This window comes from Longimicrobium sp. (assembly GCA_036389795.1).
Taxonomy (GTDB): domain Bacteria; phylum Gemmatimonadota; class Gemmatimonadetes; order Longimicrobiales; family Longimicrobiaceae; genus Longimicrobium.
The window spans coordinates 1-20,297 of the sequence record DASVWD010000143.1; the positions used below are offsets into that span (position 1 = coordinate 1).

The 20,297-nt window shown below is 72.1% G+C and carries 17 protein-coding genes; 6 read left to right on the forward strand and 11 right to left on the reverse strand.

Translation table 11 applies throughout. The annotated features are described in order from the left end of the window. Positions 1-137 precede the first annotated feature (137 nt). Together VF746_20035 and VF746_20040 are read right to left on the reverse strand one after the other, a co-directional pair. Positions 138-422, reverse strand: a complete 285-nt coding sequence (locus VF746_20035) for a hypothetical protein (GenBank protein ID HEX8694726.1) — start codon at positions 420-422, stop codon at positions 138-140. Between the two features lie 56 nt (positions 423-478). Beyond that, entirely contained in the window at positions 479-1,066 is a 588-nt protein-coding gene (locus VF746_20040; protein HEX8694727.1) for a DsbA family protein, read from the reverse strand. Between the two features lie 167 nt (positions 1,067-1,233). Between VF746_20040 and VF746_20045 the strand changes: the two genes are divergently transcribed. The 4 genes from VF746_20045 to VF746_20060 all read left to right on the forward strand — a co-directional run bounded on the left by VF746_20045 (position 1,234) and on the right by VF746_20060 (position 3,952). Further along, positions 1,234-2,097, forward strand: coding sequence for an alpha/beta hydrolase (locus VF746_20045; protein HEX8694728.1), 864 nt, complete (start codon positions 1,234-1,236; stop codon positions 2,095-2,097). Between the two features lie 44 nt (positions 2,098-2,141). Then, a complete protein-coding gene (locus tag VF746_20050) occupies positions 2,142-2,723 on the forward strand; it encodes an SEC59/DGK1/VTE5 family protein (GenBank protein ID HEX8694729.1) in 582 nt (193 codons plus the stop codon). 396 nt (positions 2,724-3,119) lie between these two features. Beyond that, on the forward strand, positions 3,120-3,449 hold the full coding sequence (locus VF746_20055) for a DUF1778 domain-containing protein (GenBank protein HEX8694730.1): 330 nt from the start codon (positions 3,120-3,122) through the stop codon (positions 3,447-3,449). 5 nt (positions 3,450-3,454) lie between these two features. Next, a complete protein-coding gene (locus VF746_20060; GenBank protein HEX8694731.1) occupies positions 3,455-3,952 on the forward strand; it encodes a GNAT family N-acetyltransferase in 498 nt (165 codons plus the stop codon). A gap of 55 nt (positions 3,953-4,007) precedes the next feature. On the opposite strand, the gene VF746_20065 is transcribed toward VF746_20060, so the two are convergent. The 4 genes from VF746_20065 to VF746_20080 form a co-directional block, all read right to left on the reverse strand. Then, positions 4,008-4,940, reverse strand: a complete 933-nt coding sequence (locus VF746_20065; GenBank protein HEX8694732.1) for a hypothetical protein — start codon at positions 4,938-4,940, stop codon at positions 4,008-4,010. Between the two features lie 412 nt (positions 4,941-5,352). Beyond that, on the reverse strand, positions 5,353-6,699 hold the full coding sequence (locus VF746_20070) for an amidohydrolase family protein (protein ID HEX8694733.1): 1,347 nt from the start codon (positions 6,697-6,699) through the stop codon (positions 5,353-5,355). A 223-nt stretch (positions 6,700-6,922) separates the two neighbouring features. After that, complete coding sequence (locus VF746_20075; GenBank protein ID HEX8694734.1) at positions 6,923-8,290, reverse strand: hypothetical protein; 1,368 nt, start codon at positions 8,288-8,290, stop codon at positions 6,923-6,925. Next, positions 8,291-8,518 (reverse strand): hypothetical protein, encoded by a 228-nt coding sequence (locus tag VF746_20080; GenBank protein HEX8694735.1) that lies wholly within the window; start codon positions 8,516-8,518, stop codon positions 8,291-8,293. 268 nt (positions 8,519-8,786) lie between these two features. Here VF746_20080 and VF746_20085 point away from each other — a divergent pair, with 268 nt between their 5' ends. Beyond that, positions 8,787-9,722: an RluA family pseudouridine synthase gene (locus tag VF746_20085; protein HEX8694736.1), complete on the forward strand. Its 936-nt coding sequence runs from the start codon at positions 8,787-8,789 to the stop codon at positions 9,720-9,722. A gap of 517 nt (positions 9,723-10,239) precedes the next feature. Here the strand turns inward: VF746_20085 and VF746_20090 are convergent. From VF746_20090 to VF746_20110, 5 genes are all read right to left on the reverse strand, one after another. Next, positions 10,240-10,860, reverse strand: coding sequence for a hypothetical protein (locus tag VF746_20090; GenBank protein ID HEX8694737.1), 621 nt, complete (start codon positions 10,858-10,860; stop codon positions 10,240-10,242). 504 nt (positions 10,861-11,364) lie between these two features. Further along, positions 11,365-13,875 carry a prolyl oligopeptidase family serine peptidase gene (locus VF746_20095; protein ID HEX8694738.1) on the reverse strand — a complete coding sequence of 837 codons (2,511 nt, stop codon included), beginning with the start codon at positions 13,873-13,875 and terminating at the stop codon, positions 11,365-11,367. Between the two features lie 371 nt (positions 13,876-14,246). After that, a complete protein-coding gene (locus tag VF746_20100; protein HEX8694739.1) occupies positions 14,247-14,435 on the reverse strand; it encodes a hypothetical protein in 189 nt (62 codons plus the stop codon). Then, positions 14,432-14,854: a hypothetical protein gene (locus VF746_20105; protein HEX8694740.1), complete on the reverse strand. Its 423-nt coding sequence runs from the start codon at positions 14,852-14,854 to the stop codon at positions 14,432-14,434. The genes VF746_20100 and VF746_20105 overlap by 4 nt, the downstream gene beginning before the upstream one ends. Before the next feature lie 446 nt (positions 14,855-15,300). Then, a complete protein-coding gene (locus tag VF746_20110; GenBank protein ID HEX8694741.1) occupies positions 15,301-17,016 on the reverse strand; it encodes an SIR2 family protein in 1,716 nt (571 codons plus the stop codon). 202 nt (positions 17,017-17,218) lie between these two features. Here VF746_20110 and polA point away from each other — a divergent pair, with 202 nt between their 5' ends. Beyond that, positions 17,219-20,017 carry a DNA polymerase I gene (polA, locus tag VF746_20115; GenBank protein HEX8694742.1) on the forward strand — a complete coding sequence of 933 codons (2,799 nt, stop codon included), beginning with the start codon at positions 17,219-17,221 and terminating at the stop codon, positions 20,015-20,017. Positions 20,018-20,297: the final 280 nt, after the last annotated feature.

Genomic DNA, 20,297 nt, shown 5'->3' on the forward strand with positions numbered 1-20,297 from the left:
ACAGATTGGCATCACACAGAGGACACGGAGGACACGGAGAGAACTTCAATCTCTTCCGCTGTTCCTCTGTGTTCTCTGTGCCCTCTGTGTGAGACCTTTTCAGGGCTGATACCCGAACGATTCCCTGCGAAATGGTATCACTCCCGCGGCGGGTCGCCCCACTGGTAGGGGAGCTGGTTGAGGAAGTGGCGCACCACGCCGTCCACCTTGGAGGTGCGCAGGCGGTCGGTGCGCACCGTCACCAGGGTGGAGGGGCCGTGGCGGTGCGCCTCGACCACCACCGTCCCCTCGCCGCCGGTGTAGGTGGCGTGGTGGCGCGACTCCTCGCTGCGGGCCAGCTCCGCCCGCTCCGTCAGGATGGCGTCGGCCCGCTGGAACACCTCGCGGATCGGCAGCACCGTGCTGCGCTCGTAGTCTGACATCGTCGTCGGTTCACCCTGATCAGCGGAAAGGCGCGGCGTCCGTCCGCGCCCGGCCATCATCCCTCCGCCGCCCGCTCCAGCGCCTCGCGCAGGGCCCGGTAGCCCTGCGCGCCCGCCAGCACCTCGATCTTCGGCGGCTGCCCCACGAGCAGCACGGGCGTGGCGGTGACGCCGGCGCGCCGGGCCAGCGCCTCGTCGCGCTCCACCTCGGCCGTCATGCCGTCGACGTCGAGCACGGCCTTCAGCTCCGAGAGGTCCAGCCCCAGCGCCGCGCCCAGCTCCACCAGCACGTCGATGCGCCCCACGTCGCGCCCGTCGCGGAAGTACGCGGCGAAGAGCGCCTCGCGCATCTCCCGCTCCACGCCGCGCTGCCCGGCGAACTTCGCGGCCTCGTGCGCCTTGCGCGTCCGCGCGCCCGCGGCGGGCGGGCGCAGCTCCACGCCCGCGGCCTCCGCCAGCGGCCGCGCCGCCTCCACCGGGGCCGCGTCCGGCGGCGGGAGCGGCGCGGGGGCCGGGTACAGCTCGAAGGCGGCGTACGCCGGCGCCGCCAGCCCCTCGCCCTCCAGGCGCCGGAGCACGGCCTCGGTGACGTACGAGAAGGGGCACGTGAAATCGGAGAAGACCACCACCGGCACGGCCGCCATTTCGCCCCGCACGCCCGGGAGAACCACCCTCGAGGTCGCGCCAATCTGCCCCGGGCCCTCCGCGCGCGCAAGTCGCGCTCCCCTTGCCGCGCCTGGCCGCGCGGCGCCATGCTTGCGGTCCCGCCCGGGCGGGGAGACGCGGGGGACCCGGAGAGGAGGGGAAGCGGATGGCGGAGGCGGAGCCCTGGACGCACCACGAGGCGGTGGTGAACGGCGTGCGGCTGCACTGGGTGGAGATGGGGACGGGGCCGCTCGTCCTGCTCCTGCACGGCTTCCCCGAGTTCTGGTACGCGTGGCGCCACCAGATCCCCGCGCTCGCCGCGGCCGGCTTCCGCGTGGTCGCCGCCGACCTGCGCGGCTACAACCTGTCGGACAAGCCGGAGGGGATCGCGAGCTACGCCGTGACCGAGCTGGTGGACGACGCCGCCGCGCTCATCCGCCACCTGGGCGCGGCGAAGGCGCACCTGGCCGGGCACGACTGGGGCGGCATCGTCGGCTGGTGGCTGGCGATGCTGCGGCCGGAGCTGGTGGACCGGCTGGTGGTGCTCAACGCGCCGCACCCGCGGGTGTTCGCGCGCGAGCTCCGCAAGCCCAGGCAGGTGCTCAAGGTGTGGTACGGCATGTTCTTCCAGCTCCCCCTCCTCCCCGAGGCCGCGCTCAGAGCCAACGACTTCGCCGCGCTGCAGCGCATCTTCCGGGGCGACCCCGCGCGCCCGGGCGCCTACACCGACGAGGATGTCCGCCGCTACAAGGAAGCCGCCGCGCGCTCCGGCGCGCTCACCGCCATGGTCAACTACTACCGCGCCGCGCGCCGCACCAAACGCCCGAAGACGCGCACCGTCGAGGCGCACACGCTGGTGATCTGGGGGGAGAAGGACCGCGCGCTGAACGTGGAGAACACCGAGGGGCTGGAGCCGCACGTCCCGAACCTGCGCGTCGTGCGCCTCCCCGAGGCCAGCCACTGGGTGCTCTCCGACGCCCCCGGGCGCGTCAGCGAGCTGATGATCGGGTTCCTGCGCGACACCGGGTGAGGCTTCCGGGGCGAAAACTCCCTCTGCAACCCACGACGGGACGGATGAGGCGCGAGCTGGCGCGGAAGGCGATCCACGTCTCCTCGGCCGCGCTGCCGCTGCTGGTGTGGCTGGTGCCGCGCGGGGCGGCGGTCGCCGTGCTGGTGCCGCTGGCGGCGGCCGCCGTGGCGATCGACGTGACGCGGCTCCGGTGGCGGCCGGCGCGCTACTGGATGCTGCGCTTCGTCCGCCCGATGCTGCGCCACCACGAGCGCCGCCGCTTCACCGGCGCCACCTACATGGTGGTGGCGTACGCGCTGGCCGTGGCCGTCTTCCCCAAACCGGTGGCCGTGGCGGCGATGCTGTTCAACGGCCTGGGCGACGCGGCGGCCGCGCTGGTCGGCAGGCGCTGGGGGCGGCACCGCACGCGCTCGGGGAAGAGCTGGGAAGGCTTCGCGGCGGGGCTGGCCGTGAACCTGGCGGTCGCGCTCGCGGTCGCCCGGCTCGATCCCGGGCTGGCTCCGCTCCCTGCCGTCGTCGGCGCGGTGGCGGCGGCCGTGCTCGAGCTCCTCGACCTGCCGGTGGACGACAACCTGCGCGTCACCCTGGGCGGCGCGCTGGCGATCTACCTCTCGACTCTCGCGTGAGATCAAGCGAAAGGAGACGGCTTCAGGCCGTCCCCTTCACGATCGCCATCCGCCGTCCACGCCGCGCCCGCGGCTCACTCCCAGTCGTCGACGGTGGCGCGCTCGCGGAAGGCGCTGTTCACTGATTGCTCGCATTATCAGAGAATTCCCTCTGTTCTACCGATGGCGCATTCCACACGCCAGGGCGTAAAAGGCTTGCCCCCCGCTGCTTCGCCGGTTACCTTGGCCGCGCTTCTTGCTCGCCTTCTCCGACCATCAGGGCTACCTTTCCGCGGCTTGACATTGCCCTGGCGGAGTCGATCTTGCGTGTGGCATTTTGCCACACGCAAGGAGGTGAGCATGGCCAGCGGTCGCGGGCGGAAACGTGCGCCGAATACACAGCGGAAGGAAGAGGACGTGGACCTGATCGACACGGGCCGCGAGCAGACCGAATCCGGAGGAGCGGCGCGGTTGAGCTTCCGCGTCGACCCGTCGATCAAAAGGCTTATCGAGCGGGCGGCCCGATACTCGGGGGAAACCGTGACTTCTTACGCGCTATCAGCGCTCGTACGCGACGCGCGGCAGGTGGTGCAGGCGCATGAGCTCACGATCCTCTCCGATCGAGACCGTGACCGCTTCCTCGCGTTGCTGGACGACCCGCCCGAGCCTAACGAGGCGCTCCGGCGTGCCGCCCGGCGGTACGCCGAACTGGCCGTGCAGCGGGAACCGCGGCGGAAGCGGGCCTGACGCCGGTGGGGTTCATCTTCGAAGCCCTGGCGCGGCAGCACGACCGCGCCGCGTTCGATTGTGGGGAGCCGGCGCTGAACGAATTCCTGCGCCGGCACGCCAGGCAAAACCAGGAGCGCAACGTCAGCCGCACCTACGTTGCGACCAGGCCCGAAGACCTCCGGGTCGTCGGCTTCTACACCCTCTCGAGCGGGGCTGTGGGCTTCGAGCGTCTGCCCGAGCGGGTGCGGCGGCGGCTCCCCCACTACCCGGTGCCCGTGGTGCACCTCGGGCGGCTGGCCAGCGACCTCTCGGTACGCGGAGAGGGACTGGGCGAGCTACTGTTGTTCGACGCTTTCCGCCGCGCGGCAGCGGCTGCCGACATCGTCGGCGTCTTCGCGATGGAAGTCGTGGCGAAGCACGACAAGGCCCGGGACTTCTACGTGAGGTACGGGTTCGAGGCGTTCGAGGACAATCACCTGAACCTCTATCTGCCGATGGAGACGATTCGGCGTCTGCTGTAGTCCACGCCTCGCTCTGCTCCTCCCGATCCCCGCAGCGTCGCTGCGGTTCAATTCGTCATCCCGTTACAAGCCTCTCCAGCTCGGCGGCGACGCGCGCGATCACGGGGGCCCATTGGCCGGGCCGCTCCTGCCGGAAGAGGCGCATGGTGGGGTACCAGGGCGAGTCGTCGCGCCCCTCCATCCAGCGCCAGTCGGCGTCGGCGTGCAGCAGCGTCCAGGTGGGGACCGCCAGCGCCCCCGCCAGGTGCGCGGGCATGCTGTCCACCGAGACCACCAGGTCCAGCGCCCGCATCACCCGCGCGTCACCCAGCGGGGAGCCGGTGCCCGAGAGCGTGCCGAAGCCCGGCGGCCGCTCCTCCAGCGCGGGGCCGCTCTGCAGGACGTGCAGGGCCACGCCCGGCACCTCGGCCAGCGGGGCCAGGAGCGGGAAGGGAACGGAGCGGCGGTCGTCCCACTCCCCCGACCCCCACACCAGCCCCACCGCCAGCCTCCCGTCGCGCGGCGGCGGCGCCGGCTCCACGTGCAGGTAGGGCACCTCCGCGGGGATGCTCGCGAGCGTGGTGCGGAAGACGTGGGGCAGCTCCATCAGCTCCACGTCCACGTCGTACTCCACCTCCGGCGCGCCGTCGTGCAGCGGCAGCAGCCGGTCGATGCCGCGCGCCGTAGCGAGCAGCGGCAGGAGCCGCGGCTGCACCCAGACGGTCACCTCCGCGGCGAGCGCCTTCACCAGCGGCGCGTAGCGGATGAAGTGGATGGTGTCGCCCAGGCCGTGGTAGCACCGCACCAGCACGCGCCTGCCCTCCAGCGGCGTGCCGTCCCACACGTACTGCTCGTGGCGCGGCAGGTGCCAGCACGGCACGCCGGCGCGCGCGCGCAGCACCGCGTCGCTGATCTCCCACGCCGCCGCCCACTCCCCCCGCCGCATGCGGCGCGTCCAGGCGTCCGGCTCCGGCTCCGGCTCCCGCACCCGCGTCTCTTCGACAGACAAGCGCACCTCCGCTCCACCTCCGACGCACGGGCTTAACCGTCCGCATCCGTGGCAGGCCGCATGCCCTCGCGCATTGAGACAACGGGAACATCGGAGGTGGGCGTGTCCCTCCGCTGCGCTCCGGGCCGGGCTGCGCGCGCCGTAGGGCACGATACGACCGTGCCCAACGGCGCCGGGCCACCGCCGCCACGATACCCCTGTGGCGGCGGCGTCCCGGCCCTCCGGGCGCGCATCCCTCACGCGAACGTCAGGGGACAGGGAACCGGTTACAGGGAACAGCCGGCACCGGTCCCGATCCCCGCACCGAAGTCGTAAAGTCCACCCTCTCCCGAAGTTGGGAGAGGGTTGCCGCTCCAAGGCGGCGGGTGAGGGCCCCCGCCGCCGCGCCGGAGCCTGCTCGCGACGTCCTACCCTACGGCTGCCGGTGCACCACACCGTTCTTCATCACGAACACCACGCCGTTCTCCAGCGCGCGCACGTCGCGCAGCGGGTCGCCGCGCACCGCCACCACGTCGGCCAGCTTCCCGGCCGCGAGCGTCCCCACCCGGTCGTCCACGTCCAGCAGCTTCGCCGCGCTGCGGGTGCCGGCCACGATCGCCTGCATCGGCGTCATCCCGCCCCAGTCCACCATCAGCGTGAACTCGTGGCCGTTGGCGCCGTGCGCGCCCACCCCCGCGTCGGTGCCGAGCGCCACCGGCACCCCCAGGCGCACCGCCGTGCGGATGGCGTTGCGCATCGCGTTCCCGGCGGCGCGCGCCTTCTCCGCCCGGAGGCCCGTGAGCACCCCCGAGTCCGCCGCCCGGAGCACCGTCTCGCCCGCCGAGAGGGTGGGCACCAGGAAGGTGCCGCGCTGGGCCATCATCCGCGCCCCCTCCTCGTCCAGGAACGAGCCGTGCTCGATGGAGGCGACGCCCGCGCGCACCGCCACCTTGATCCCCTCGGTGCCGTGCGCGTGCGCCAGCACCCTGCGCTCCAGCAGCCGGGCCTCGTCGACGATGGCCTTCATCTCGTCGAAGGTGTACTGCTGCACCCCCACCGCGTCGCCCTCCGAGAGCACGCCCCCCGTCGCGCAGGTCTTGATCACGTCGGCGCCGTACTTCACCTGGTAGCGCGCCGCCGCCATCACCTCGCTCTCGCCGTTGGCCACGCCGGAGCGCCAGTCGGCCTCCACGACCCCCGGGCGGAAGCCGTTCTCGTCGCAGTGCCCGCCGGTGATCCCCAGCGCGTGCCCGCTGGCCAGGATGCGCGGGCCGATCACGAAGCCCTGGTTGATCAGGTTGCGCAGCGCCACGTCGGCGAAGCCGTCGGAGCCCGCGTTGCGCACCGTGGTGAAGCCCGCCATCAGCGTGCGGCGCGCGTTCTCCACCCCCAGGATCGGTCCCACCGCCGGCAGGTCGCGCACGGACGCGTCGTCGCCCGCGGGGTCGCCCAGCGTGCGCCCGATGATGTGCACGTGCGCGTCGATGAAGCCGGGGAGCAGGGTGGCGTCGCCCAGGTCGATCACCCGCGCGCCGGCGGGCTCGGCCACGCTCCCCTGCCGCCCCACGGCCACGATGCGGTCGTCGGTGACCACCACCACGCCGTTCTGCACGGCCGCCGCGCCGGTGCCGTCGATCAGCCGCGCCGCGCGCAGCACCACCGTCCCCGAGCCGCGCAGGGGGTAGTTGGTGGCGGCCGCGCGCTGGGCGTGCGAGTCGGACGCCGACGCGAGGAGCAGCGCAGCCGTGGCCGCCGCCGCGCTGACGAGGGATCGGATCACGGGTTCCTCCTGGGATCGGTGGATCGGAGATGAGGGGAGGGACATCATAGCGCGCCGGGGCGCGGCGAGAAACCGCGCCCGAAGCCGGCGCGGCGGTCTCGTGTCAGATTCGGAAAAACTTCAGGACTCACGCAGAGCAGCAGAGTCAGCAGAGGAAAACGAAGGTGTTCTCTGCTGACTCTGCTGCTCTGGCGTGAGAAAAGTCTTTTACCGGATTCGATGATCAGCTGAAGGGGACGTTCGCGCAGCCGCCCATCCCGGCGATCTTCGCGTCCATCCGCTGCCAGAGCTGCGCCGCCTCCAGCTCGGCCACAGTCCAGTTGCGCAGCGTCTCCAGCACCTCGCTCTCGGTGTGCGGGCGATTGGCCGCCAGGTCCTCGCAGTGCTCGCGCAGCAGGTAGTTCGGCAGGTGCTGGATGGCCAGCTCGCGCGGGCGCCGGCCCACGTTGTTGCTCTTCTGCGCGTCGGGGACCCCCGCGCCGAACCAGGCGTCGAAGCGGGCCTGGTCGATCAGCAGCTCCCCGGCCGGGTACGGCGGCGTGCACCGGGTGAGCGCGTTGTACGGGTCGTCGCCGTGCGTCAGGTAGCGCCCCTCGGAGACGAAGTGCGGGATCGCGTGCCCGCCCGCCGTCACCAGGCGCGCGGGGACGTTCAGCACCCGCAGCAGCGCGCGCAGGAACCCCGTGGTCCCCCAGCACCCGCCCGTGCGGTTGCGGATGGTGGCGTTCCCGGTGGTGGGAGTGCCGGAGATCACGCGCGACACGGGCGGGAGGCCGCGGTACTGCCACTGCGCCTCCATGTTCCCGGCCTCGTACGGCCCCGAGAAGTGGATCAGGTTCGCCCGCGACCACTCCAGCAGCTTCCCCAGCGTGGACAGGCGGTCGTGCCCGATGAGCCCCTGCGTTCCCAGGAAGGCGAAGACCACGTCCGGCGGGGCGGGCGTGGCCGCGCCCTTCGAGAACTCCACCTCGTACCCGGACTGGGCCGCGCGCCAGCGGAACATCTCGCGGCTGTCCAGCAGGTACGGGAGCTGGTCGGCCGGGTAGCCGGTGAGCGACCACGGCACCCACTGGCCCAGCTCGATCGCCAGCGACAGCCCCACGTGCGCGGCGAAGAGCCCCCACGCCTGCGCCTCGGAGATCACCGTGGTGGGGAAGGCGTTGTCGGCGAGCGCCGCCAGGTTGGCGGGCGGGTCGGCGAGCCCCGTGGGCTGGCGGTTCCAGGCGCCCAGGAAGGCGGCCCGCAGCGCGTCCTTGCGGGACTGCGGCCACCCCGGGTACGCCAGCGCGCCCGACGGCGACTCCCACACCAGCGCCGAGCAGACCGCCGGGTGCGCGGCGAGCCAGGCCGCCAGGTCGGGCGCGGCCTCCGTCTCGCCCACCGGCTCCATGGTGGAGGTGGAGAGCCGCTTGAGCGCGGCGTCGTAGGTGACCGGCTTCTCGTTGCGCAGGAGGTCGAGCACGTACTCCGACTCCTCGCTCCCCAGCCCGGCGATGGTGTCGGCCCCGCCCTCGGCGTAGTAGACCACCACCGACACGGTGCCGCCCACGTTCTGGAAGGCCGCGTAGCTCGCGACCGTCTTGCGGGCCATCTACTCCCCCTCCCCGACCGGCTCGGGGTTGTAGGTGGAGAGGCGCTTGAGGTCGGCGTCGTACGACATCGGCTTCTCGTTGCGCAGCAGGTCCACCACGTGGCGCGCCTCGGCCAGCGGGAGGTTGGCGATGGTGTCGGCGCCGCCGCCCTGGTAGTAGACCACCACCGACGACGTGCCGCCGACGTTGTGGAAGACGGCGTAGTGCGTGACGATCTTGCGGGCCATGGAATCTCCGTCCGTGGGAATGGTGAGGAGGCGAGGGAGCCCGGGCGTGCGCGCCGGGCCGCCGGAGGGTGCCGCGAGGGGAGCCGAAGCGGCCCCGACGAAGCTAAGCGAGCGCCCGTCGGCGCAAAAGGAATTTCTCTTCCCCGTCCTCTTCTCCTCCACGGGGCGGAGGTGCGCCCGCCGGGCCTTCTCCCCATCTTGTCCCCGCGAGTACGGATGCTGCACGCAGGGCGGGATCGACGGCGGACGGCGACGCGGGAGGAGAGCCTTGGCGGGACGGGAGCCGGGAGGCGGTCGGTGGACGGAGCACACGGTGGGCGAGGGCGAGGCGGGGCGCACCGTGCAGGAGGTCCTCACCGGGACCATGGGGATCTCGCGGCGGATGATCCAGAAGCTCACCCGGGCCAGGGGGATCCTGCTGAACCGCCGCCCCGCGTTCCTGGGCCGCAAGGTGAAGGCGGGCGACGTGGTGGCCGCGCGCGTGCGCTACGAGGAGGAGGCCGGCCTGGAGCCCGTGGCGATGGAGCTCTCCGTCGTCCACGAAGACGCCGACGTGCTGGTGCTCGACAAGCCGGCCGGCGTCCTCGTCCACCCCACCTCGCCCGAGCAGAAGGCCACCCTCTCGCACGGCGTGGCGCACCACTTCCAGCGGCAGGGCCTGCGCGCCAAGGTGCGCCCCGTGCACCGCATCGACCGCGACACCTCGGGGCTGGTGCTCTTCGCCAAGTCCGCCGACGCGCACCAGCGGCTGGACCGGCAGCTGCGCGAGCGCGAGCTGGTCCGCGTCTACCTGGCCCTGGTGGAGGGCTCCGTCGCCGAAGACGCCGGGGTGCTCGACGCGCCGATCGGCCCGCACCCGCGCGCGCCCCACCTGCGCTCCGTGCGCCCCGACGGCGAGCCCGCGCGCACCCGCTTCCGCGTGGTGGAGCGCTTCCCCGCGGCCACGCTGCTGGAGCTGGAGCTCGACACGGGCCGCACGCACCAGGTGCGCGTGCACATGCTGCACGCCGGCCACCCCGTCCTGGGCGACCGCCAGTACGGCCGCGCGGGCGCGGGGCTGATCGGGCGGCAGGCGCTGCACGCGTCCCGCCTCTCCTTCGCCCACCCGTCCACCGGCGCGGCGCTCGCCTTCGAGGCCCCCCTGCCGGACGACATGGCCGCCCTGGTCGAGCGCCTGCGAGGCACGCGTACGGACCAGGGCTGACCCGGAAAACGGCAGGCCTCACGCAGAGTCAGCGGAATCAGCAGAGAAACCTCTCCCCTGACCGCCGACCTGCGTGAGGCAGGTCTTTTCGGATTCATACCGTTTTCGAGATTCGCTGTGCATTGGGAAGCTGTCATTCCGAGTGGAGCCCGATGCGCTGATCTCGCGTTTGCCACCGAAGTCGGCCGGGCTCCCGAGGAATCTACTCGCGGCCGGCAGGAGGCCGGACCGATGCATGGAGCCAGCGTCCGGGCGGGGTGAGTAGATTCCTCGGGCGCCGCCCAGCTGAAGTGTGAAATCCGGATCGGTGCCGCGGCGCCGCTCGGAATGACATGGTATGGTTCGCGAAAGGACCGGATTGCACACTGATTCCTGGAATCCGGTATCAGTTGATCCGGTAGTGATGCAGGTCCGGTGGCCTCTTCCCGGATCGGCCGATGAAGAAAAGCGGCCCGCCGGGAAGGTTCCCGGCGGGCCGTGATGCCGTGCGCCTTGGGTCGGACCCGGCGCCGGCTGCTCAGGACCGGGGACGCTCGCCGCGCTCCCCGCGCTCGATGCGCTCGCGCTCGCCCCGCTCCCCGCGGAAGCGGCGGCCGCGCTCGCCGCGCCGGCCGTGCTCGCGGCGCAACTCGCGGATCTGCTGCTTCTGCGCGTCGGTGAGCACGTCCATCGCCTCGCGCATGGCGGTGCGGTGCGCCTCGCGGAGCTGCTCGGCCAGCGGGCGCGCCTGCTCGCGGGCGCGCTCCAGCGCCTGGCGCTGCTCGGGGGTGAGCCGCGGCCGCTCGCCGCCGCGCTCGCCCGGCTCGCCGCGCCGCTCGCGCAGCCCCGGCACCGCCTGCTCGTGCAGGGCCGTGATGCGCTCGCGCAGCGGGCGGGCCTGGCTCTCCAGGCGCTGCTGGATGGTCTCCAGGCGGCGCACCTGGTCGGTCGTCAGGCGGAGCTGCTCGCGGCGCTCCAGCAGGCCCTGGAGCGGGTTGCCGCGGGGGCGGCGCATGCCGCGCATGCGGCCGTGCATTCCCTCGTGGCGCCCCTCCATGCGGAGGCGCTCGGGCCGGTCGGGGCGGGGCTGGTCCTGCTGCGCCAGGAGCGGGGCCGGCGCCAGGAGCGCCACCGCCAGCGCCAGGGATCGGATCTTCATCGGTCTTCCTCTCGGGTGTCCGGGTGCGACGGCAACCTGCTATGGGGTTGCGACGCGCAGGGTTACAGCGGGCGGAGGAAGATCGTTGGTTAGGGGAGGATTAGCGCGTCCGGTGGGGCCGGAAGGGCGGCTGAAGCCGCGGCAACAACCGCAGCAAGCCTCGCCACGGCCGTCGGCGCGGAGGGTGGAATCGGCGCGCGCGAGGCTTCAACCGCACGCGGGCGACGAGTGCCGCGGTGGATGGCGAGTTTCGGTGTCGCGGCAGCCTCGGCGCGGTCGAGGCAGGCCTCGCCCCTACGAGACGACGTGTGTGATGACGGTGATGAGAAGCGCGAGACTCGCCCCCGCGTCCCCTCCCACCGCTTGCGGGGGGAGGCTGGGAGGGGGGCACCCCGCCGCGGCATGCGCCGATGCGCGTCGGACAATCGACCAAACGGCGGGCGGCGGCCCCGCACCGGGGAGCCGCCGCCCGTCGTCACCTCCGCCGATCGATCCCGGTGCCGCTCAGTTGCTGCGCGAGGCGCTGGTCGCGGGCTGGGCGGGCTGCTGCTGGCGCGGGCCGGCGTTCTTCACGTAGCGGTCCATCCAGCGCACCATCTCGGCCAGAGTGTGCAGCGTGGACTCGCGGGCGCGGTAGCCGTGCGCCTCGTAGGGGAGCACCACGTAGCGCACCGTGGCGCCGTGGCCCTTGAGCGCGGCGTACATCCGCTCGCTCTGGATCGGGAAGGTCCCCGAGTTGTCGTCCATCTCGCCGTGGATCATCAGGATCGGCTCGTTGATCCGGTTCGCGTAGGTGAACGGGCTCATCCTGGTGTACGTGTCGGTCGCCTGCCAGTAGGTGCGCTGCTCGGCCTGGAAGCCGAACGGGGTGAGCGTGCGGTTGTACGCCCCCGAGCGCGCGATCCCCGCGCGGAACAGGTCGCTGTGCGCCAGCAGGTTGGCCGTCATGAACGCGCCGTAGCTGTGCCCGCCGATCCCGATGCGGTCGCGGTCGCCCACCCCCATCTCCACCACCTTGTCGACGGCGGCCTGGGCGCTGGCCACCAGCTGCTCGATGTAGGTGTCGTTGGGCTCCTTCTCGCCCTCGCCCACGATCGGCATGGTGGGGTTGTCGAAGATGGCGTACCCCTGGGTGAGGAGGAACAGGTGGCTGATCCCGCCCGGGCGCGAGAAGCGGTTGGGCGAGTCCTGCACCTGCCCGGCCGAGGCGGCGTCGCGGAACTCGGTCGGATACGCCCACATCAGCACCGGCAGCCGCCCGTCGCGCTGGGGGTCGTAGCCCGGCGGCAGGTACAGGGTGGCGGAGAGCTGCACGCCGTCGGCGCGCCGGTAGGTGACGAGCTGCCGCTGGATCCCGGCCAGCTGCGGCGCGGGGTCGGGGAAGCTGGTGATGGCCCGCGCCTGCCCGCCCGGGAGCGTGCGGACGTAGTAGTTGGGCGGGTCGGTGAGCGACTCGCGCCGGGTGAGCACGCGGCTCGCGTCGGGGGTGAGCAGCGTGACCACGGTCTCGTAGTACGGGTCCTCGGCGCGCCAGAGGCGCTCGCTCTGCCCGCTGGCCACGTTCATCCGGTCCAGGAACGGGTAGTCGCCCTTGGGCGAGGCGCCCTCGCCGCTCAGGTACAGCGAGCCGCCGTCGGGCGAGAACAGGATCACCGAGTGGCCGCTGGGGGTGGTGGTGGTCACCGGGAAGCCGGGGTCGGCGTAGCGGTCCTGCGCGCCGCGCTCCAGCAGCAGGCGCGGCTGCACGCCGGGCCGCCCCGGGGCCACCGCCCAGCGCTTCTCGCGCCGTGTGTTGAACCACTGGGTGAGCACCAGCGCGAAGTCGTCGCGCCCCCACACCACGCCGGCGTAGCGCTGGTCCAGGTCGGCCAGCGCGCGCGGCTGCCCGGTGAAGGGCGCCTCCAGCACGAACATGCGGTCGCGCACGGCGGCCTGGCGGGCGGGGTCGCCCCCGTCCTGCGCCTCCACCCACGCCAGGGTGGCGGGGGCGTCGGAGCGCCAGGTGACGCTCCTGGGCCCCGTGGGGACGGCGTCGAAGGCGGGCGAGAGGTTGTCGGTGAGCGGGATGTCGGCGACGCGCTTGACCGTGTTCCCGCGCGCGTCCAGCACCAGCACCTCGTACGGGAAGCGCGACGAGGGCACCAGGTAGCTGTACGGTCGCTTGAGGCGCGTCACCAGCACGTACTGGCCGCTCGGCGAGACGCTGAAGTCGGTGATCACCCCCGGCTGCCCGACGGGCTGGGGGGCGCCGCCGCTCAAGGGGACGCGCACCACTTGGGCGGTGAAGTAGTAGTCGAAGAGCCGCTCGTCGTGCGGGCTCTGCAGCAGGTCCTGGTAGGTGCGGTTGGGCGAGGCGCGGCCCATGTTCTCCTGCACCAGCGGGCCGGCGGGCACGCGCGAGGCCTGCGGCTCGGCCCCGCGGCCGGCGATCACCCGCCGCGCCAGCAGCCCGGAGCCGTCGGGGAGCCAGCGGAACGGCGTCCCCGCCGCGGCGTTCAGCACCGCCGGCAGCAGGCGCGTGGCCTGCCCGGTGCGGGCGTCGGCCACCCACAGCTCGATCCCCTGGGCGGTGAAGTTGCCGAAGGCCAGCTTCGACCCGTCGGGCGACCACACGGTGTAGGCCGCGCGCGCGCCCTGCGGGAGCCGCACCTGGCGCTTGGCCCCGCCCTCCACGTCCTGGAAGGTGATGCCGTTCAGGAAGCCCAACCGGCTGGTGGCGGGGCCGTTGCTGCGCGGGTTGATGCGGAAGCCCGCCAGCCCCAGCCACGGCTCGGACAGGTCGGAGATCCCGGGGAGGTTCTCGCGCCCCAGGAGCGCGAGGGTGCGCCGCCCCGGCGCCACCGACACGCCGGGGGTGGGCTCGGCGGCCAGGATCTGCGGGATCGGCGCGGGCGGCACCAGGTAGCCGTCCGGCTGGGCGGGGCGGTTCTGCGCCCCGGCGGTGCCGGCCAGCAGCGCGGCGGCCGCGAGCGGCGCCAGCACGTGCCGGGCGCGTCGGGTGGTGAGTGCGTACATCGTTCGCTCGGGGTTGGGGAAGAGACGCCGCGGGCGGCAGCGAGCCGAACGGCCGCGCTGCCCGCCGGGACCGGCTGCCAATCTGCCGCATCCGGACGTTTGCATCAAGCGGGAGGCGGTTTGCGGTCGCACGGTGTTGCGTCGCGGGCGGGCCGGCGACCCTCCGTCTGCGTCGCCTGACGGCCGGGATCCAAACTGCATGTCTCACACGGAGTCAACGGAGTCAACGGAGTCAACGGAGTCAACGGAGAACTGCAAAGGGGTTCTCCGTTTCCTCCGTTGACTCCGTGTGAGGCTTTTTCTGTTGAAGAAGCGGCGGAGGAGGCAGATCGCCTCCCCCGCCGCTTTCGGCTGCTGGATGGATTTCCTGGCTATGCCTGCGCCGTTTCCGTCCGGGCGACCGGCGGGCGCGGGGTGCGGGCGCCGAGGAAGTCGAACGCCTCGGCGGTCATCCGCAGCAGCACCTCGGGGGCGACGCCCAGCGCGCGGCCCTCGGCGATGACGGCCTCGACCAGCTCGGCCAGGGGGTCGGGGTCGAACCGGATCGCGTGGTCGCTCATGGAAGGCTGCTCGCCTGGAGGTCCCGCTCGCTCCTGCCCGTCCAATCGAACCCGCGCCGCCCGTCCGCGGGTTCCGGCTCGTCGCCGGCCACGTTGTAGCGGGCGCGCACGTCGGCGAGCACCTGGCGCAGCACGGCGAACACCTCGGGGCCGGCGGAGCCGTGCACGCGCACGATCAGGCTGCTCTCCGACCAGTTGCACCCCGCCGAGTACTCGGCGATCTCCCAGCGGCCGGCGCCCACGCGCACGGACGCGGTCTCCTGCCGCGCCGCCAGCTCCCGGTTGATCGCCTCGAGCAGCTGCTCGGTGCCGATCACCTCCCGCAGCTCGGGCCACTTGACGGCGGGGCGGGCGGGCGGGGCGTTCCACAGGCGCGGGCGCGGCCTGGACAGCGGTTCGGGAAAGGCGGCGGCTACCATCGGGTCCCTGCGGCGTGTCGGGTGGGTCGGTCGGGGATCGGGTCGTGGGATGCGGCGCCCGTAGAAGGCAGGCCGCGGGCCACGACGGGCGAAACCCGAAAACCCTTGCGGCGCCTCGAAGTCCGCCATCCCCACACGTTCGGCGGACGCTCGCGGAGGCGACCAGTTTTGCGACGGTGTTCGGGAGATTGACGACGGGGACGGGAGACGGTCACGCGTGAGAACGCAGCGGAAAAGCTCATCCGGGCGCTGGGGACGCGAGCGGCGGACCAGGACATTATGGGACATCCCCCGCGCGCGATCCAGCACGCGGGACGGGGGGGTTCCGCCGTCGGGGTTGCATGAGGATGCGCGCCCGGAGGGCCGGGACGGCGGCGGGCGGAATGCAGGGATGGCGGCGATGTGCGGTGGCCGGAACGGCAGTGCGATCCACGAGAGTCGCCGATTCAGCCGGCGATCTTCTGCAGGAGCCGCATGAGGGGCGTGTACTGGCACTGCCGCTTCGCGTCGCGCGCCCGTTTCTCCGCCTCAGCATTGAGCACACCCGGGCCGAGGACGCGGCGGATCATGTGGGCGAGCTTCCAGGCCTCGGGAATGGAGCCGATCTTGTACAGCGTGTCGAAGTAGCGCTGCGCCTCCTTCGCGGCGTCCGGGGGAACGTCGCCCTTCGCAAGCCGGTCGCGCAGCGCCATCATCTTCGCGGTAACGTAGCCGAGCTGCCCGTAGCTCTTCCCCGCGTCCAGGATCCGCATCGGGCCGGTGTAGACCCGGTCCCACGGCACCGCGTAGCGATCGGCCCAGAGCCGGGCCTGCGCCAGGAACAGCCATCCGCCCCTCGCCGCGGCACGCGCGGCGACGACGCGCAGGTCCCGCGCGGCGGCCTCTCGCAGCGCCGCCGCGCCGGGCGAGCCGGGGAGCGCGCAGGCGATCTGGTACAGGTGCCGCCGCAGCGTCACGCGCAGCACCGCCGCGTTCACCTCGGCCTCCGCGCGCTGCTCCGGGTCGGGCGTGTTCCGCGCGAGATCCTCGACGGCACGGATCGCCTTCCACGCGTCCACGAAGCGCCCGGCGCACCGGCTGGACTCCGCCAGCCCGTGCAGCGCCCCCCGCAACGCCGCCACGCTGCCGCTCCGCCGGAACGCCCCGGCGGCCTCGCGGTACTCGGCGGCGGCGTCGAAGTAGCGTCCCAGGTGGAAGATGGCGCGCGCGTGCTCGGCCAGCGCCTCGGCACGCTCCGCTTCCGACGATGCGGTGTCGAGCAGCCGCCTTGCCGCCGCTTCGGCCTCCTTCCCGCAGCCGATCTCGCCGAAGATGCGCGCCCGCCACAGGTCCAGGCGCCGCGCGTCCATTCCCGCAAAGATGCGCTCGACAACGTCCGCCGACGCCGTGCTGCGCGTCGCCGAAGACGGCGCGCCCAACTGCCCCACGAGCACCTGCACGTCTCCCTGCAGCACCACGGCGTCGGCCTCGTCCACCACGGCACGGGCGTTGTCCGTCAGCGGGTCGAAGGTTAGCCAGACGATCCGCGACGCGCCCATCCGGGTCAACACGGGGCAGATCTCGAAGTCCATGCCCGAGTATCCCGCCACCAGCAGCGGGCGTCCGGCCACCAGTCGCCCGAGCAACTCGCGCTTCCACCGTGGCAGCTCGGCCTCGTCGCTCAGACGGAACGCCATCTTCCGCGCGAACGCGGGGAGGGCGCAGCCGTGGATCTTGAACAGCACGTGCGGCTCGCCGCCGCCGAGCACACGCGTTTCCGCCCTCCGCCGCACCGGCGCGAGCGGCAGCGCCGGGCAGCACTCCTTGAACGCCGCCTCCAGTCCCGTGTCGTAGTTCGTGGTGACCAGGTGTCGCACCACGCCCGCCTCGGCCAGCCGGGCGAACGCGCGGTGCACGTCGTTGGCCGGCGTGGCGCAGAGCGCAGCCGAGAGCTCGCGGCGCACGACCTCCGGCTCCGGGCAGCGCTCCATCACGTGCTCGAACGCGGTCTCCCAGAGCAGGCCGAGCAGGGTGTCGCGGTCGGTGACGGCGCCTTCGGCCAGGTGCGCTCCGATCGCCGCGGTGAATGCCCCTCCCGTGGGGACGCCGCTCGGATCGAACTGCGAGATCGCGCTCCCCAGCAGCACCGTGACACCGCCGGGCGCGCCGCGTAGCCCGGCCACGACGGCGCGTCCTTCCGGAGAGCCGAGGGGGAGGATGGATTCCGAGGGGAGCATGGCGGCACGCGGAAAGGGTGGAGGTGCCACAAACTGTGCAGCGGGACGCCGTTCGTCCAGCCGTCGCGCACGCTTTGCCGGCGCCCGTCACGGGGGATAGATTCCGCCCGCTCCGGACACCCGAGCCCGACCTCTCCGCGCGACGACGATGGTGGAAAAGCCCGACAAGACCCGCCCGCGACTGTACCTGATCGACGGCTACGCGCTCATCTACCGCGCCTTCTTCGCGCTGGTGTCGCGGCCGCTCGTCTCCTCCCGGGGCGAGAACACCTCCGCCGCGTGGGGGGTGACGCGCTTCCTGCTCAAGGTGATCGAGAAGCACGAGCCCGATTACCTGGGGATGGTGTTCGACGCGGGGAGCAGCGACCGGCACATCGTCTACCCCGCCTACAAGGCCACCCGCGAGAAGATGCCCGACGAGCTGGAGGCGTCGCTGCCGCGCATCCGCTCCCTGGTGGAGGCGTTCCGCATCCCCGTGCTGGAGCTCGAGGGCTACGAGGCCGACGACGTGATCGGCACCCTGGCGGACAAGGCGGCCGACGCGGGGCTGGAGGCCGTGATCGTCTCGGGCGACAAGGACTTCTACCAGCTCATCCGCCCCCACGTGTGCCTGCTGAACCCGGGGCGCGGCGGCCCGGCGGCGGTGGAGGAGGAGTGGGTGGACACGCGCAACGCCCACGAGCGCCTGGGGGTGCCGCCCGAGCGCGTGGTCGACTACCTGGGGCTGATCGGCGACTCCAGCGACAACGTCCCCGGCGTCCCCGGGATCGGGCCCAAGACGGCGATCCAGCTGATCGAGGAGTACGGGCCCGTGGAGGAGATCCTGGCCCACGCCGCCGAGGTCAAGGGCAAGCGCGCGCGGGAGTCGCTGCAGGCGTTCGGGGGCGACGCCCTCCTCTCCAAGCAGCTGGTCACCATCCGCACCGACCTGCCGCTGGAGCTGGACCTGGAGAGCATGCAGCTGCAGCAGCCCGACCGCGCGCGGCTGCGCGAGCTGTTCCTGGAGCTGGAGTTCCACACGCTCATCCGCGATTACGCCGCGCCCGAGGAGGAGAAGCAGCGCGAGCGGATGCCGACGGACTACAAGCTGCTCGACTCGCCCGCGCAGGTGCTCGAGGTGGTGCGCCGCGCGCGCGAGCAGGGGTTCTTCTCGGTGGACACGGAGACCAGCAGCACCGACCCGATGCGCGCGGAGCTGTGCGGGATCTCGCTGGCGCTGAAGGAGGGCGAGGCCTTCTACCTCCCCTTCCGCCATCGGCTGCCCAGCCCCGCGCAGGGCGACCTGCTGGGCGGCGCGGGAGACCCGTCGCCCGAGTCACGGAAGCAGCAGGGGCCGAAGAACCTCCCCGCGCTCGAGTCGCCGGAGATGCGCGAGCTGGTGGCGCTGCTGGAGGACCCTGGGGTGCGCAAGGTGGGGCAGAACCTCAAGTACGACTTCCTGGTCTTCCGCCGGGAGGGGATCGCGCTGGCCGGGATCGACTTCGACACCATGGTCGCCAGCTACCTGCTGGAGCCGGGCCGCCGCGAGCACGGGCTGGACTCGCTGGCGCTCCAGCACCTGGACCACAAGACCATCGCCTACGACGAGGTGACGGGGAAAGGGAAGGCGCAGGTCGAGTTCGCGGAGGTGGAGCTGCGCCGGGCGGCCGACTACGCGGCGGAGGACGCCGACGTGGCGCTCAGGCTGTACGGACGCTTCCGGCCCGAGCTGGAGCGGCTGCACCTGGACCGGCTCTTCCGCGACATCGAGATGCCGCTGGTCACCGTTCTGGCCGAGATGGAGTGGAACGGCATCCGCATCGACGAGGGCTTCTTCGCGGTGATGGGCGGGCAGCTGCGCGCCCAGCTGCGCGAGGTGCAGGCGGCGATCTACGCCGAGGCCGGGCAGGAGTTCAACATCGGCTCCACGCCGCAGCTGCGCGAGATCCTCTTCGGCAAGCTGGGGCTGCCGGTGGTGAAGAAGACCAAGACGGGCGCCAGCACCGACGTGGACGTGCTGCAGGCGCTGGCCGCCGAGGGGCACCGCCTCCCCGAGCTGCTGATGCAGCACCGGCAGATCGACAAGCTGCTGGGCACCTACATCGACGCGCTGCCGCGGAGCGTGAACCCCGAGACGGGGCGCATCCACACCTCGTTCAACCAGACGGTGGCGGCCACGGGGCGCCTGGCGTCGTCCGACCCCAACCTGCAGAACATCCCGATCCGCACCGACATGGGGGCCGAGATCCGCCGCGGCTTCATCCCGGCGGAGGGGATGCGCTTCGTCTCGGCCGACTACTCGCAGATCGAGCTGCGCATCCTGGCGCACTACTCGGGCGACGAGGCGTTCGTGGAAGCGTTCCGCGCGGGCGCCGACATCCACCGGCAGACGGCGGCGCTCATCTTCGGTGTGGACCCGGGCGCGGTGACGCGCGAGATGCGCGACCGGGCCAAGACGGTGAACTTCGCGGTGATCTACGGGATCGGCCCCTTCGCGCTCGGCCAGAAGCTGGGGATGAGCACCGCCGAGGCCAAGGAGTTCATCGACGAGTACTTCCGGCGCTTCCCCGGGGTGCGGCGCTACCTGGACGAGCAGATGGAGAAGGCGCGCACCATCGGCTACGTGGAGACGCTCACGGGCCGGCGGCGCTACATCCCCGAGATCAACGCGCGCAACTTCAACGTGCGCTCCTTCGGCGAGCGCGCGGCCACCAACGCCCCGATCCAGGGCAGCTCGGCCGACCTGATAAAGATCGCCATGATCGCTATCCAGAAGGAGCTGGAGGCGAGGCAGAGCCCCGCGAAGATGCTGGTGCAGGTGCACGACGAGCTCCTCTTCGAGGTCCCCGCCGGCCAGGAGGAGCCCTACCTGGAACTGGTGCGCGACCGCATGGAGAACGCCGCCGAGCTCACCGTCCCCCTCAAGGTGGAGAGCGGCGTCGGCGACAACTGGCTGGAGACGAAGTAGCAGCAGCTACGGACGCACAGGGGCGATGCTCCCCTGCGCGGTAACTTGGATCTCAAAGGCGCGACCTCCATCCCGAGCCGAAGAAACGAGGGTCGCTTCCGGAAGCTTCCGGGAGCGGCATCTTCATTTTGCTCAAATCATACCAGATTGCCGAGCATTGTTCTGGTTGCGAACAGATTGGGAATCACACAGAGGACACAGAGAACACGGAGGAACTGAAGACGCGATTGAAGTTTCTCTGTGTTCTCTGTGTCCTCTGTGTGAGGCTTTATCAGAAAGC

What these genes read in the sequence shown, in the direction of transcription:
- VF746_20035 (HEX8694726.1), bottom strand. Translation starts at nt 422, where the DNA reads ATGTCAGACTACGAGCGCAGCACGGTGCTGCCGATCCGCGAGGTGTTC.
- VF746_20050 (HEX8694729.1), top strand. Translation starts at nt 2,142, where the DNA reads ATGAGGCGCGAGCTGGCGCGGAAGGCGATCCACGTCTCCTCGGCCGCG.
- VF746_20090 (HEX8694737.1), bottom strand. Translation starts at nt 10,860, where the DNA reads ATGAAGATCCGATCCCTGGCGCTGGCGGTGGCGCTCCTGGCGCCGGCC.
- VF746_20040 (HEX8694727.1), bottom strand. Translation starts at nt 1,066, where the DNA reads ATGGCGGCCGTGCCGGTGGTGGTCTTCTCCGATTTCACGTGCCCCTTC.
- polA (HEX8694742.1), top strand. Translation starts at nt 17,219, where the DNA reads ATGGTGGAAAAGCCCGACAAGACCCGCCCGCGACTGTACCTGATCGAC.
- VF746_20075 (HEX8694734.1), bottom strand. Translation starts at nt 8,290, where the DNA reads ATGGCCCGCAAGACGGTCGCGAGCTACGCGGCCTTCCAGAACGTGGGC.
- VF746_20045 (HEX8694728.1), top strand. Translation starts at nt 1,234, where the DNA reads ATGGCGGAGGCGGAGCCCTGGACGCACCACGAGGCGGTGGTGAACGGC.
- VF746_20095 (HEX8694738.1), bottom strand. Translation starts at nt 13,875, where the DNA reads ATGTACGCACTCACCACCCGACGCGCCCGGCACGTGCTGGCGCCGCTC.
- VF746_20100 (HEX8694739.1), bottom strand. Translation starts at nt 14,435, where the DNA reads ATGAGCGACCACGCGATCCGGTTCGACCCCGACCCCCTGGCCGAGCTG.
- VF746_20105 (HEX8694740.1), bottom strand. Translation starts at nt 14,854, where the DNA reads ATGGTAGCCGCCGCCTTTCCCGAACCGCTGTCCAGGCCGCGCCCGCGC.
- VF746_20080 (HEX8694735.1), bottom strand. Translation starts at nt 8,518, where the DNA reads ATGGCCCGCAAGATCGTCACGCACTACGCCGTCTTCCACAACGTCGGC.